This window comes from Morganella sp. HMSC11D09, assembly GCF_001807955.1.
GTDB classification, from domain to species: Bacteria; Pseudomonadota; Gammaproteobacteria; order Enterobacterales; family Enterobacteriaceae; genus Morganella; species Morganella morganii.
In genome coordinates this window covers 296,793-309,523 of sequence record NZ_KV791711.1, presented here as the reverse complement: position 1 = coordinate 309,523, position 12,731 = coordinate 296,793, and the positions used below count along the sequence as shown (strand labels likewise).

14 protein-coding genes are annotated in these 12,731 nt (G+C 51.9%); 7 read left to right on the top strand and 7 right to left on the bottom strand.

Features of this window, described 5'->3' with window-relative positions; translation table 11 throughout:
* The first annotated feature begins 91 nt into the window (after nt 1-91).
* On the top strand, nt 92-1,759 hold the full coding sequence (gene glnS, locus HMPREF3119_RS17020) for a glutamine--tRNA ligase (RefSeq protein WP_004235622.1): 1,668 nt from the start codon (nt 92-94) through the stop codon (nt 1,757-1,759).
* 131 nt (nt 1,760-1,890) lie between these two features.
* On the opposite strand, the gene fur is transcribed toward glnS, so the two are convergent.
* From fur to ybfE, 3 genes are all read right to left on the bottom strand, one after another.
* Complete coding sequence (fur, locus tag HMPREF3119_RS17015) at nt 1,891-2,340, bottom strand: ferric iron uptake transcriptional regulator (protein WP_004235623.1); 450 nt, start codon at nt 2,338-2,340, stop codon at nt 1,891-1,893.
* 179 nt (nt 2,341-2,519) lie between these two features.
* Nucleotides 2,520-3,050, bottom strand: coding sequence for a flavodoxin FldA (gene fldA, locus HMPREF3119_RS17010; RefSeq protein WP_004235625.1), 531 nt, complete (start codon nt 3,048-3,050; stop codon nt 2,520-2,522).
* A gap of 146 nt (nt 3,051-3,196) precedes the next feature.
* Complete coding sequence (gene ybfE / locus HMPREF3119_RS17005; protein ID WP_004235627.1) at nt 3,197-3,490, bottom strand: LexA regulated protein; 294 nt, start codon at nt 3,488-3,490, stop codon at nt 3,197-3,199.
* 309 nt (nt 3,491-3,799) lie between these two features.
* Between ybfE and HMPREF3119_RS17000 the strand changes: the two genes are divergently transcribed.
* The gene (locus tag HMPREF3119_RS17000) at nt 3,800-4,054 is read left to right on the top strand and encodes a hypothetical protein (RefSeq protein WP_070580388.1); all 255 of its coding nucleotides are present in this window, start codon (nt 3,800-3,802) and stop codon (nt 4,052-4,054) included.
* 29 nt (nt 4,055-4,083) lie between these two features.
* Here the strand turns inward: HMPREF3119_RS17000 and ybfF are convergent, their stop codons facing one another.
* Complete coding sequence (gene ybfF / locus HMPREF3119_RS16995; RefSeq protein ID WP_036417111.1) at nt 4,084-4,863, bottom strand: esterase; 780 nt, start codon at nt 4,861-4,863, stop codon at nt 4,084-4,086.
* 258 nt (nt 4,864-5,121) lie between these two features.
* On the opposite strand from ybfF, the gene seqA reads away from it, so the two are divergent.
* Nucleotides 5,122-5,676: a replication initiation negative regulator SeqA gene (seqA, locus tag HMPREF3119_RS16990; RefSeq protein ID WP_070580386.1), complete on the top strand. Its 555-nt coding sequence runs from the start codon at nt 5,122-5,124 to the stop codon at nt 5,674-5,676.
* A 47-nt stretch (nt 5,677-5,723) separates the two neighbouring features.
* The gene (gene pgm, locus HMPREF3119_RS16985; RefSeq protein WP_062772245.1) at nt 5,724-7,364 is read left to right on the top strand and encodes a phosphoglucomutase (alpha-D-glucose-1,6-bisphosphate-dependent); all 1,641 of its coding nucleotides are present in this window, start codon (nt 5,724-5,726) and stop codon (nt 7,362-7,364) included.
* Between the two features lie 60 nt (nt 7,365-7,424).
* On the opposite strand, the gene HMPREF3119_RS16980 is transcribed toward pgm, so the two are convergent.
* Nucleotides 7,425-7,853: an EamA family transporter gene (locus HMPREF3119_RS16980; RefSeq protein ID WP_004241607.1), complete on the bottom strand. Its 429-nt coding sequence runs from the start codon at nt 7,851-7,853 to the stop codon at nt 7,425-7,427.
* Between the two features lie 274 nt (nt 7,854-8,127).
* Between HMPREF3119_RS16980 and HMPREF3119_RS16975 the strand changes: the two genes are divergently transcribed.
* The gene (locus tag HMPREF3119_RS16975) at nt 8,128-8,340 is read left to right on the top strand and encodes a YbfA family protein (protein ID WP_015422543.1); all 213 of its coding nucleotides are present in this window, start codon (nt 8,128-8,130) and stop codon (nt 8,338-8,340) included.
* A 127-nt stretch (nt 8,341-8,467) separates the two neighbouring features.
* Nucleotides 8,468-9,211 carry a type 2 GTP cyclohydrolase I gene (locus HMPREF3119_RS16970; protein WP_024474160.1) on the top strand — a complete coding sequence of 248 codons (744 nt, stop codon included), beginning with the start codon at nt 8,468-8,470 and terminating at the stop codon, nt 9,209-9,211.
* Nucleotides 9,212-9,250: 39 nt separating this feature from the next.
* On the opposite strand, the gene HMPREF3119_RS16965 is transcribed toward HMPREF3119_RS16970, so the two are convergent.
* On the bottom strand, nt 9,251-10,396 hold the full coding sequence (locus tag HMPREF3119_RS16965) for a multidrug effflux MFS transporter (RefSeq protein ID WP_070580384.1): 1,146 nt from the start codon (nt 10,394-10,396) through the stop codon (nt 9,251-9,253).
* Between the two features lie 104 nt (nt 10,397-10,500).
* On the opposite strand from HMPREF3119_RS16965, the gene HMPREF3119_RS16960 reads away from it, so the two are divergent.
* On the top strand, nt 10,501-11,265 hold the full coding sequence (locus HMPREF3119_RS16960) for an AraC family transcriptional regulator (protein ID WP_015422544.1): 765 nt from the start codon (nt 10,501-10,503) through the stop codon (nt 11,263-11,265).
* 69 nt (nt 11,266-11,334) lie between these two features.
* Here HMPREF3119_RS16960 and HMPREF3119_RS16955 read toward each other — a convergent pair whose 3' ends face one another.
* Nucleotides 11,335-12,630: a citrate synthase gene (locus HMPREF3119_RS16955; protein WP_024474157.1), complete on the bottom strand. Its 1,296-nt coding sequence runs from the start codon at nt 12,628-12,630 to the stop codon at nt 11,335-11,337.
* Nucleotides 12,631-12,731 lie beyond the last annotated feature (101 nt).

Genomic DNA, 12,731 nt, shown 5'->3' with positions numbered 1-12,731 from the left:
ATATTTCTGTGCTCAGGTGGTTGTATATGAGCGCATCATATCGGATGATAAGAGGTTATTAACGCGCATATTGCATTGAGGAATTATGACAATGAACGAGGCTGATGCCCGCCCGACAAACTTTATTCGTCAGATTATTGACGAAGACCTGGCTTCCGGAAAACATACCACGGTTCACACGCGCTTCCCGCCTGAGCCGAACGGTTACCTGCATATTGGTCATGCGAAATCAATCTGCCTGAATTTCGGCATTGCACAAGACTATCAGGGGCAATGCAATCTGCGTTTTGATGACACCAACCCGGTTAAAGAAGACGTGGAATACGTTAATTCCATTGAAAACGATGTCAAATGGCTCGGTTTTCAGTGGAGCGGCAAAGTATGCTACTCCTCCGACTATTTCGACACGCTGTACAACTACGCCGTTGAGCTGATCAACAAAGGCCTGGCGTATGTCTGCGAATTAAGTCCGGAAGAGATCCGTGAATACCGCGGCACCTTAAAAGAGCCGGGCCGGAACAGCCCGTACCGCGACCGTACTCCGGAAGAGAACCTCGCGCTGTTTGAAAAAATGCGTGACGGCGGCTTTGAGGAAGGTAAAGCGTGTCTGCGTGCCAAAATCGATATGGCATCCTCCTTTATGGTGATGCGTGATCCGGTCATTTACCGTATTAAGTTTGCGACTCACCATCAGTCCGGTGACAAATGGTGCATCTACCCGATGTACGATTTCACCCACTGTATTTCTGATGCGCTGGAAGGGATCACCCATTCACTCTGTACACTGGAATTCCAGGACAACCGCCGCCTGTATGACTGGGTGCTGGATAACATCACTATTGACTGCCATCCGCGTCAGTATGAGTTCTCCCGCCTGAATCTTGAATACACTGTGATGTCCAAGCGGAAGCTGAATCAGCTGGTAACAGAGAAATTTGTTGAAGGCTGGGATGACCCGCGCATGCTGACCATTTCCGGTCTGCGCCGTCGTGGTTATACCGCTGCCTCTATCCGCGAGTTCTGCCGCCGTATCGGCGTCACCAAACAGGATAACAACGTCGAAATGGCGGCTCTGGAATCCTGTATCCGTGATGACCTGAACGAAAGCGCACCACGCGCCATGGCGGTTATCGACCCGGTGAAAGTCGTGATTGAAAACATGCCGGAAGGCGATGTGATGGTCACCATGCCGAATCATCCGAACAAACCGGAGATGGGCAGCCGCGAAGTGCCGTTCAGCCGTGAAATCTGGATTGATCGCGCGGACTTCCGTGAAGAAGCGAACAAGCAGTACAAGCGTCTGGTGCTGAATAAAGAAGTGCGTCTGCGTAATGCGTTTGTGATTAAAGCAGAGCGCGCGGAAAAAGACAGCGAAGGCAATATCACCACTATCTACTGTACCTATGATCCGGAAACCCTGAATAAAGATCCGGCTGACGGACGTAAAGTGAAGGGCGTTATCCACTGGGTCAGCGTGAAACACGCGGTACCGGCGGAAATCCGTCTGTATGACCGCCTGTTCAGTGTACCGAACCCGGGCGCAGAGGATGATTTCCTGTCGACGCTTAACCCGGATTCTCTGGTGATCCGTCAGGGCTTTGTGGAGCCGTCACTGGTTGCCGCTGACAGCAGCAAGCCGTATCAGTTTGAGCGTGAAGGGTATTTCTGTGCTGATGCCAAATTATCCTCAGCGGATAAATTAGTCTTTAACCGGACTGTCGGCCTGCGTGATACCTGGGCGAAAATTGAGAGTAAATAACAGATAACACAGTGTTATTAATATAAAAAAGCCGTTCGCAGGAACGGCTTTTTTGTGTGCATGTGTTCTGAAAAACGGCAACAAAAAAGGCGCGATACGCGCCTTTCATACAAAATGGTTAACGGCGAGAATTATTTTTTCTCGTCGTGGATACCTTCATCAGAACGGCAGTCACCATCCGCACAGTGGCCGTACAGGTACAGGCTGTGGTTGGTGAGTTTAATACCGTGGCGTTCCGCGATATTTTTCTGACGTGATTCAATGGATTCATCACTGAACTCAATCACTTTACCGCAATCCAGGCAGATCAGGTGATCGTGGTGGTGTTGCTGGGTCAGTTCGAAAACGGATTTGCCGCCCTCAAAGTTATGACGGGTGACAATACCGGCGTCATCAAACTGGTTCAGAACGCGGTAGACAGTTGCGAGTCCAATCTCTTCACCGATATCGATCAGTTTTTTGTAGAGATCTTCCGCACTGACGTGATGGCACTCCGGATCCTGCAACACTTCCAGAATCTTCAGGCGGGGAAGTGTGACTTTCAGTCCTGCATTTTTCAATGCTTTATTGTTATCGGTCATGCGGATTTAGTCCTATATTGTCGCTGGTGAGCGCACATTCGGGAAAACGCTCAACGGCTGAACACAATGTCCGGCTATCAAAAGGTGTCAGGTGCGATTCGCCTGACCGATGCCGGACCGGATAAATAATATCATTACATAAATAAGCAGAATTATCATTCGCAATTTAAGGGAAAACCTTAAATTGCCAGAATCTCGTCAAGACTCATTTCTTCGCGGATCTGCTCAACCCATTTTGCCACGCGTTCGTTAGTCAGCTCCGGCTGGCGATCTTCATCAATAGCCAGGCCGATAAAGTGACTGTCGTCCGCCAGGCCTTTTGACTCTTCAAAGTGGTAGCCTTCTGTCGGCCAGTGACCCACAATGGTCGCGCCGCGCGGTTCAATGATGTCACGGATGGTGCCCATGGCGTCACAGAAATACTCTGCGTAATCCTCCTGGTCACCACAACCGAAGATAGCCACAATTTTACCGTTAAAATCAATTTCTTCCAGTGTCGGGAAGAAATCATCCCAGTCACACTGTGCTTCGCCGTAATACCAGGTCGGGATACCCAGCAGTAAGAAATCAAACCCTTCGATGTCCTCTTTGCTGCACTTGGCAACATCCCGGACTTCAGCAACATCATCGCCGAGTAATTTCTGAATCATTTTAGCGATATTTTCTGTGTTACCGGTGTCACTACCAAAAAATATACCTGCGATTGCCATAAATAAGCCTCTCAACCGAAAATCTCTGTGCCTGCAAAAGGACGCCGCAGCGACAACAAGCAGAAATTATAACTATTTCATCTTCATAAATACCATTCTGACGAAAACAGTATTTGAAGTCTGTCAAATTTGTGTGGTGTGTCGTCTCACAATTTGGTGCATAAATCAGAACGCTGAAGGTAATCAAGCAGAATTTGCTCGATAAGTTCGCCCCGGTTCACGTTTTCTTCGTATGCCAGCTGGTTCAGGGCATCGACAATATCCGCATTCAGTTTGAGCTCAACGCGGCGTAATCCGTTAACTTTGTCACGCCGCAGCTGATTGCGTTTGTTAATCCGCAACTGCTCATCACGGGAGAGCGGGTTTGTTTTCGGTCGTCCGGGCCGGCGTTCGTCAGCGAACAAATCCAGCGTGGTACGATCCGTTTGTTCTTTGGCCATAATTTTACTACGAAAAGGCGGATTACAATGATAAACGCGCAATGATACACCGCCATCCCGCTTACCGCCACCGCTTCGCGGCCTGTTACCGCGGATTTCGTGCAGATTGATTAACATCGCACCGTCTGCCCGTCTGTGCGGCAGCCCTGCAGGACGGGTGATGGGTTTCGTCAATGAATTCAATATTGCAATTATCGTTATGAATATATTAGAAAAAAAAGAGTATTCAGCTCAGGATAACGGAGTGTTTTTGCGGGCAGGCATTACGTAGTATGTATTTTCAGCAAGGGAATAACAGAGGACGCGCACATGGATCGTATCTCAGAATCTGCGGAGTTATCGCGGATATCGCACAAAAAGTATCAGTACGGCTGCAAAGTAAAGCAGATGCTGACGGTGTTTATCCGCCCGCTTCAGTATTTGTGTCTGATTTTATCCGGCTGCTGTCTGCTGGATATCTGTTTTGATCTGCTGGGGCAGGATGTCAGGTATCAGGTGCGTTCTGTTGTGGCCTGGTGGCAGGAGAGTGATACTGACAGTCTGATACTGAGCTTCCGTCAGTGAATGATGCCGCCGTGACGGCGGCACTGCTGTCAGGCTTTATCCAGGAAACGGCTGATGGCGCGCAGAACCGCGTCCGGTTTTTCAGCGTGTACCCAGTGGCCGCATCCGGCAATCACATGGGCGGTTGCCTGCGGGAACTGCGCCATAATGGCGTCGCGGTATTCCGGTTTCACATACGATGAATTACCGCCCGGGATAAGCAGCAGCGGAACCTGTTGCGGCGGCAGAGTTTCCCAGCCGATGATGGATTCATACTGTGCTTTGATAACCGGCAGATTGAATTTCCATTCTCCCTGCTTAAAGGATTTCAGCAGGAACGGAATAACGCCATCCTCACGGATGCGCTGCGCCATAATTGCGGTGGCCTCAGTACGTGTGGTGACACCGGCGGCGGTAACATCTTCCAGTGCCGCAATAATCTCATCATGACGGCGTACGCCGTAAGCGACGGGAGCCATATCAATAACAATCAGTTTTTCAGTAACATCCGGAGCCAGTGCAGCCAGCGCCATGGCGATTTTTCCGCCCATGGAATGGCCAATCACAATCACTTTTTCAACGTTCAGGGAGCGGATAAGATCAAGCACATCCTGCGCCATCTCCCGGTAAGTCATGGTTTGTGCGCGCGGTGAATCGCCGTGGTTACGGACATCAATCTGTACCACAGTGTGCGTTTTCCGCAGTTCACGGCCAAGCACCCCGAGGTTATGCAGATCCCCGAACAAACCGTGGATCAGAACAATGGGTGTGGTGTGATGTGATATTTCAGGCGTGAATATTTCATGATGAAGTAATGCAGGTAATTTCATATTAACAACCGATCCGCAGAGCAAAACAGGCGGATATGATGACACGGCAGCCCCCGGAAACCAACATGTTAAGTAAATGTTTCTGTGATTGATTGTGTGCCCGGAAACGATAACTTACTGATTTATTTTTTAAATGCCGTACGGGGCAAACTGCGGGGGTTTTTAGTTTAAGTTATTGAAATTTTACTTGTTTTGTTTTGCATTTTTCTATCTTATAATAACGTGTTCCGCGTTAACGAATAAAAGAACCGGGTAGAAATGAAAACAATCGATGTAGATGAAGAACTTTACAGTTATATTGCCAGCCACACACAGCACATTGGTGAAAGCGCATCGGAAATTTTGCGCCGTATGCTCAATTTAGGGCCGCAGGCTCCGGGTACCACCTGCGCACCTGTTGCAACTGACAGCGTGGATAACAAAACGCCGCCGGTTACCCCGCGTCCGGTAAAAACCACGTCTCAGGATCCGGTCCGCGTCATGCGCGAACTGCTGCTGTCCGACAGCTATGCAGAGAAAAAGAAAACGATCGATCGTTTTATGCTGGTGTTATCCGCACTGTATAATATTGATCCGCAAGGGTTCAGCAAAAGCACCGATGAACTCCACGGCCGTACCCGTGTCTATTTTGCCGGTGATGAGCACACGCTGCTGGCCAGCGGTAAAACCAGCAAGCCGCGCCACATTCCGGGCACGCCGTTCTGGGTTATCACCAACACCAATACTCAGCGTAAGCAGAGCATGGTAGAACAGATTATGCAGGGAATGGGCTTCCCGGCAAATACTGTCGAGAAAGTCTGCAATACCCTGTAAGGGGTATTTATCTGCCGGTGACGGCGTAATCAGGGGAGAATGACACAGTGGCTCATACGCACCCGCGGGCTGGTCAGCCTGCGCAACAATCCGATTTAATCAATGTGGCGCAGCTAACCTCTCAGTATTATACCCTTGCACCTGATGCGGCGGATCCGGCACAGCAGGTCAAATTCGGGACTTCCGGCCATCGCGGCAGTGCGGCGCGCGGCAGTTTCAATGAAGCACATATTCTGGCGGTCACTCAGGCAATCGCCGAAATCCGTCAGCAGCAGGGTATTACCGGCCCGTGCTATGTGGGCAAAGACACCCACGCCCTCTCTGAAGCGGCATTTCAGACGGTGTTATCCGTACTGGCAGCAAATGGTGTCCGCGTTATTATTCAGGAAAATAATGGTTTCACCCCGACCCCGGCGGTGTCTCATGCCATCCTGACCTACAACCGCGACCATGCTGATAAAGCCGACGGTATTGTGATCACCCCGTCGCACAACCCGCCGGAAGATGGCGGTATCAAATATAACCCGCCGACCGGCGGCCCGGCAGACACTGACCTCACCTCTGTTATCGAAAAGCGTGCCAACGTGCTGCTGGCCGGTAATATGGCGCAGGTGAAACAGATGCCGGTGTGTGATGCCCTGCGCAGCCCGCTGGTCAGCGCGGTGAATCTGATTGAGCCGTATGTCAGCTCGCTCAGTGACGTGATCAACATGGATGCTATCCGTAACGCGAAACTCAAAATCGGCGTGGATCCGCTGGGCGGTGCCGGGATTGAGTACTGGAAACGCATCCGTGATTTCTATGAGCTGGATATTGAGCTGGTCAATGAGCAGGTGGATCAGACATTCCGCTTTATGCCGCTGGATCACGACGGGGTTATCCGTATGGATTGCTCCTCAAAATGGGCGATGGCGGGTCTGCTCAGCATGCGTGACCGCTTCTCGCTGGCCTTCGCCAATGACCCGGATTACGACCGCCACGGGATTGTGACACCGAAAGGGCTGATGAATCCGAACCATTATCTGGCGGTGGCGATTAACTATTTATTTCAGCACCGTCCGGACTGGCCGGCCTCTGTCGGTGTCGGCAAAACCCTGGTATCCAGTGCGATGATTGATCGCGTGGTTGCCGATTTGCAGCGTGATCTGGTGGAAGTCCCGGTCGGGTTCAAGTGGTTTGTGGACGGGCTGTATAACGGCACACTGGGCTTCGGCGGGGAAGAGAGCGCGGGGGCTTCGTTCCTGCGCTTTGACGGTACACCGTGGTCAACCGATAAAGACGGTATTATCCTCTGCCTGCTTGCAGCGGAGCTGACCGCCGTGACCGGCAAAAACCCGCAGCAGCATTATGATGAGCTGGCGGAAAAATTCGGTTCACCGTGCTACAGCCGGATCCAGGCAGCGGCCAGTCATGCGGAGAAATCCCGGCTGTCAAAACTGTCTCCGGAAATGGTTACTGCAGATACCCTGGCCGGTGATCCGATCACCGCCCGCCTGACAGCCGCGCCGGGTAACGGTGCGTCGATCGGCGGCCTGAAAATCATGAGTGAGCAGGGGTGGTTTGCCGCGCGTCCTTCCGGTACGGAAGATGCCTATAAAATCTACTGTGAAAGTTTCCGGGGTCCGGAACATCTGGTACAGATAGAAAAAGAAGCGATTGAAATAGTCAACCAGGTGATTGCGGACTGACGCATTCCCCGGAAAAGCAGCGCGGAGCGGATCTTCCCTCCGCGTTTTTTTTTGCCTGTCTCAGCCCAGCGCGACCATCAGTGCACCAACGGTGATCAGCGCAACGCCACCGGCTGCAATCAGGGAAATTTTCTCACCGAACAAGATCACGGCAAAAATAACGGCAAAGACCACACTCAGTTTATCAATCGGGGCAACCTGTGAAACCTGACCGTTTTTTATTGCCATAAAATAGAACAGCCAGGAAAGTGCTCCGGCAATTCCGCTCAGAGCGATAAAGAACAGGGCTTTACGGTTTTCGATTATCTCACTGATAAGATTAAATTTTCCCTGAACCACCACCACGCCGACCAGAAACAGCGCCATAATCACGGCACGGATCGCGGTTGCGGTATTGGCATCCAGATGCTGCAACCCCATTTTCCCGAAGACAGCAACCATTGCGGCGCTGATAGCAGACAGCAGGGCATAGATCAGCCAGGCGCTCATAATAAATAATTCCCATTATCAATTAGTGATGTGAATATCATAAGGTATTTTCATCAGCGTGGTAGCTTAATTTTAAATAATAAAATTGTTAATGAAATGATAAAAAATAACAATTATGTAATTTAATTACTTAAAAGGGGCATTTTGTGCGTATCATACCGGCGCCAAGTGGTCAGATGAGTGGTAAATTTTCACCAGCCGGGTTAATATGAAAGAGAAATACATTCGGTGATTATTGCTGTTCTGCGATAATCCGTTATTAAGGAGGGTCTCAATGTCAACATTTCAGGTATATCCGTTGCATAAGGTTCTCTTGCGCCGTACCGGTGCAGTATCTTTAGGTATCCTGGCGTTCCCGTTTATGCTGTTCTACCGGGATCGCGCCCGCTTCTGGAGCTATCTGTACCGTGTGTGGTCCAAGACAAGCGATAAACCGGTCTGGCTGGCACGTTCAGAAAATGCGGTAAGCAGTACCCAGCAGCACTGATACCGGCATCCGGAAAGCAAAAGAGACGCCCGGCGATGTTATCGCGGGGCGTTTTTTTATGTCTGCAAATTGCTATTGGCGGGCAGGGAAGGTATGGTAAATCTATCCGCACGGACAGGAAAAATGTATGAATCATATTGAATTAGAACAGATTATTAATGAAAAGCTGGCAGTACAGGATTTTCAGGATTATGCCCCGAACGGTCTGCAGGTTGAAGGACGTGAACAGGTTCAGCGCGTGGTGACCGGCGTGACCGCCTGTCAGGCATTACTGGATGAAGCGGTGAGACTGAATGCGGACGCGGTGCTGGTGCATCACGGCTATTTCTGGAAAAACGAGCCGGTCAGTATCCGGGGCATGAAGCAGCGCCGGATCAAAACACTGCTGTGTAACGATATGAATTTATATGGTTATCATCTGCCGCTGGATGCGCATCCGGAGCTGGGTAATAACGCGAAACTGGCGCAACTGATGGGGGTCACAGTCACCGGACAGGTTGAGCCGCTGCTTCCGTGCGGCGAGTTCGCGCAACCGGTCAGCGGTGAGGAACTGGCGCAGCGTTTACAGCAGGGGCTGGATCGGGAGATTCTGCATTGCGGGGATAATGCGCCTGCTCAGATTAAAAAACTGGGCTGGTGTACCGGCGGTGGTCAGGGTTTTATTCAGGCAGCCGCATATGCGGGGCTTGACGGCTTTGTGACCGGTGAGGTGTCAGAGCAGACAATCCATATCGCCCGTGAATGCGGGATGCACTTCTTTGCCGCCGGTCACCATGCCACCGAGCGCGGCGGGATCCGTGCTCTGGGTGAATGGTTGCAGAAAACGCACGGGCTGGATGTGATTTTTGTGGATATTCCGAACCCTGCATAACGGGTAACAGGAAAAGCCGGTCTTCCGACCGGCTTTTTCTTATGCGGTTTGTGTGCTTTGTACAGCCTTGCGCGGTGCACAGAGCAGTGTCCCCGCAGCACAGACACACAGCGTCAGGCCAAGATTCTGGCTCAGCCCGGCCAGTGCCAGCCCGCCGCCAATCAGCAGGTAATACATCAGACCGAGCAGCGCACCGGCAGTGCCGAGGCGGTCACGGTAATCCTGTAGCACACCGGCCAGAATATTCGGAATGGCGAGCCCGTAACAAATCACGATACCTGTTACCGGCAGCACAAATAAAATCGATCCTGACAACAGCCAGACCGCAGCAGCGCTGACCATACCGGTTACGGCAGCAAGGCGGATCAGTGAATGGCTGTGCCATCCGCGTTTAAGCAGGACACGGTTGATCACAGAGCCTGCGGCCACGCCAAGCGCGAGCAGTAATCCGCTGTAACCGAATTCCTGTTGTGTAAAGCCCAGCCCGCTGAAATAAAATGGTGCTAACTGGTAGTAGCTGAACAGGCTGATATTCAGAAAGGCAATCAGCAGCACATTGCGCAGAATAAAGCGGTCACACAGCATACGGCCGGCTGTTTCCGGCAGCGAAACTGACGTGATATGTGCCGGACGTGTTTCCGGTAACCGGAGTGCTGTCCATACCAGCAGAACAACCGCCAGTACCGCAAGCCCGGTAAAGACGCCCTGATATCCGGCAAAACCGGTCAGCAACGCGCCGCTGAACATGCCCAGTGCCGGGCTGACAGCCAGTGCTATCCCCATGACAGAGAATACTTTTGCCAGCTCATCCCCGCGGTAACAGTCACGCATGATGGTTTGTGTGCCGACTGAGCCGACCGCCGCCCCGAAGGCAGACAGCATCCGCAGGATCAGTAACACGCTGAAATCCTGTGTGATAACCGCGCCGCAGGAGGCGGCAGCGTAAAGTATCAGACCGCTCAGCATTGTGCGTCTGCGCCCGGCGATATCACATAAACGTCCCCAGGTGACCACGCCGAGTGCGAAGGCGAAAAAGTACAGGGACAGAGTCTGTCCTGCCTGTGCCGCACTGACGCCGAATCCCTGTGCGATATCTGTCAGCGCCGGACTGTAGATGGTTTCCGCTATCTGCGGGAACATCATCAGGGCAACGGCAAGTGTTAATGCGGGTTTTTGTATTGTCATTTTGTCCCCCTTTTTTGTAACTGAAATGAACGGGGAGCAGATTAGCAAAAGGCGGGATGTCTTATTATAATAATAAGGACATTCTGTTTATCAAAAGGGACAACATGGCGTGGCTGAAGCAAAGTGATGCATTTGATGCGGACAACTATTCCGCGCCACTGATTGGCATTGCCGCAGAGATGGCGGCGCAGCATGATTCCGGTTTTCACTGCCATCAGCGCGGACAATTGCTGTTTACTGAGCGGGGGGCGATTCAGATTACCCTGACGGACACGCTCTCTGTTCTGCCGCCGACGCGGGTAGCGTGGATCCCGCCGCAGATGCTGCACCGTGCACAAATGTTTGAGGCTGTCGGTTACCGCTCACTGTATCCGGATGCGCAACTCAGCGCCTGTCTGCCGCCAACCTGTGAAATCTTCGGCGTATCGCCGCTGCTGCGTGAGATCCTGTTTCTCTTTGCCGGACTGCCGTTTGACAGTGACTGGACACAACCCCGTTTACAGCATCTGCTGCCGGTATTTCTGGATGAGCTGGCGCTGGCCGGGCGGGAAGATATGCAGTTACCGCTGCCGTCGGACCGGCGGCTGAAAACCCTGGATCCCCGGATACTGCCGCCGCAGCTTAATGAGCTGGCATCCCGCTGCGGTGCCGGGGAAAAGACGATAACGCGGATTTTCCGGCGGGAAACCGGTATGAGCTACCAGCAGTGGCGGCAGCAGTGGCGATTAATAAAATCTGTTGAACTTTTGGCGAAAAAATACCGCAGCAGTGATATTGCACAGGCTCTCGGATTTGCCAGTGACAGCGCGTTTGTCTCTTTCTTCCGTAAGATGACCGGAAAAACACCCGGTGAATATATGGGTAAATGAATAGCCGGGAGTTAAAAATGCATAAAAAAACCCTCCGGAGAGGGTTTTATAAGGATTAATACGGTATTGTCACGATGAACAGCGTTTGGTGACTTTGGTTTCAAACGGACGCTCAGTGTAACCGGTATAAAGCTGGCGCGGACGGGCAATTTTCAGGCCGTCGTCGTGCATTTCGCTCCAGTGGGCGATCCAGCCGATGGTGCGGCCGATAGCAAAGATTACCGTGAACATATTTGACGGAATACCCAGCGCTTTCAGGATGATACCGGAGTAGAAATCCACGTTCGGATAGAGTTTCTTCTCGATAAAGTACGGGTCGTTCAGTGCGATACGTTCCAGCTCCATCGCCACTTCGAGCAGGCTGTCATTCAGGCCCAGTTCGTTCAGTACTTCGTGACAGGTTTCACGCATCACTTTGGCACGCGGGTCATGGTTTTTGTACACGCGGTGGCCGAAGCCCATCAGACGGAAAGAGTCATTTTTATCTTTCGCGCGCTCAATAAAGGCCGGGATGTGATCGACGGTCTGGATCTCTTCCAGCATACGCAGGCAGGCTTCGTTCGCACCGCCGTGAGCAGGTCCCCACAGGGAGGCAATACCGGCTGCGATACAGGCGAACGGGTTGGCACCGGAAGAACCGGCGGTCCGGACAGTGGAAGTGGAGGCGTTTTGTTCGTGGTCTGCGTGCAGGATCAGGATTCTGTCCATGGCACGTTCCAGCACCGGATTAACCACATACTCTTCACACGGGGTGGCAAACATCATACGCAGGAAGTTACCGGCGTAGGAAAGATTGTTCTTCGGATAGACAAACGGCTGCCCGACAGAATATTTGTAACACATTGCCGCGACGGTCGGCATTTTGGAGAGCAGACGGTAGGCCGCAATTTCGCGGTGGCGCGGGTTGTTCACATCCAGAGAATCATGGTAGAACGCCGCCAGTGCGCCGGTCACGCCGCAGAGCACGGCCATCGGGTGAGAGTCACGGCGGAACCCGTTGAACAAGCGGGTGATCTGCTCGTGGATCATGGTGTGGCGTTTTACGGTTTCTTTAAATTCGTCGTACTCTTTCTGATCAGGCGCTTCGCCATACAGCAGGATGTAGCACACTTCCAGATAATCAGATTTCATCGCCAGCTCTTCAATCGGGAAGCCGCGATGTAACAGGATACCTTGATCACCGTCGATATACGTGATTTTTGATTCACAGGACGCAGTGGAGGTGAAGCCGGGATCAAAGGTGTAGTAGCCTTTTCCGCCGAGCGTCCGGACATCAACTACGGGCTGGCCGAGAGTCGGGCTCAGGATATCCAGATCAGTAACCCTGACGCCGTTTAGTGTCAGCTCCGCCTTTGTATTAGACATGTAGGTCTCCTTAGCGCATTTATTATTTGTTTTTCAATCTTATTGTGATAACCCCTGATGCGTTACCTGAATGGATACCGTACCTGGTGTTACGTTATCCG